Source organism: Rhizobium ruizarguesonis, assembly GCF_012349115.1.
Taxonomy (GTDB): domain Bacteria; phylum Pseudomonadota; class Alphaproteobacteria; order Rhizobiales; family Rhizobiaceae; genus Rhizobium; species Rhizobium ruizarguesonis.
Map to the genome: position 1 here is coordinate 1 of NZ_PQIG01000034.1, position 566 is coordinate 566.

Annotated in this window: 1 protein-coding gene; it reads right to left on the minus strand. The window is 62.7% G+C overall.

All coding sequences use genetic code 11. From position 1 onward, the window contains the following. The coding region (locus tag C3Y91_RS04375) for an IS110 family transposase (RefSeq protein ID WP_168575079.1) at window positions 1–393 on the minus strand (393 nt) is incomplete at its 3' end. Window positions 394–566: the final 173 nt, after the last annotated feature.

Here is a 566-nt window from a genome sequence, read left to right on the forward strand (position 1 = left end):
GTGAGGACTTGGCGGCGTGTCGGCCGGCGGGCGCAGGCTCTCGGCCAGGAGCGCCAGGAAACGGGCATCGAGACGGTCAGTCTTGGCGAGATAGCCGCAGGCGCGGGCAAACATGCGGGCGCGCAGCGGATCGACCACGGCGACGGCAAAGCCATCGAGCCAAAGCGAGCGATGGGCGGGGCGATGGAACTTGCCGGTTGCCTCCATCACGATGCTTTTGGGCCGATGCCTGGCCAGCAGCCGTTTCAGCTGGCGGATGCCGGTCTTGTCATTGCTAAACCGCCGGCTTTCGCCCAGCGGATGCAGATGAATATCGAGCCACTCTTTACTCACGTCCACACCGGCATAAACTACCGGCATCGCGTCTTCTTCGAACGAAACCTTGCCTTGCATGCGGGACTTGCTCCCCATCATCTGTTCAGGACAAACGCGAGGACGGCCGGACCAATCTCATCCCCGGTTCAAGCCAAGGGGCCTGCGGTCCCGGCCGTCCGCACTCCGGCGGATGGCCATCCGCCGGAGTGCGCACAGATCATCCAACAATCAGTGCAAATTGAACATGCAAG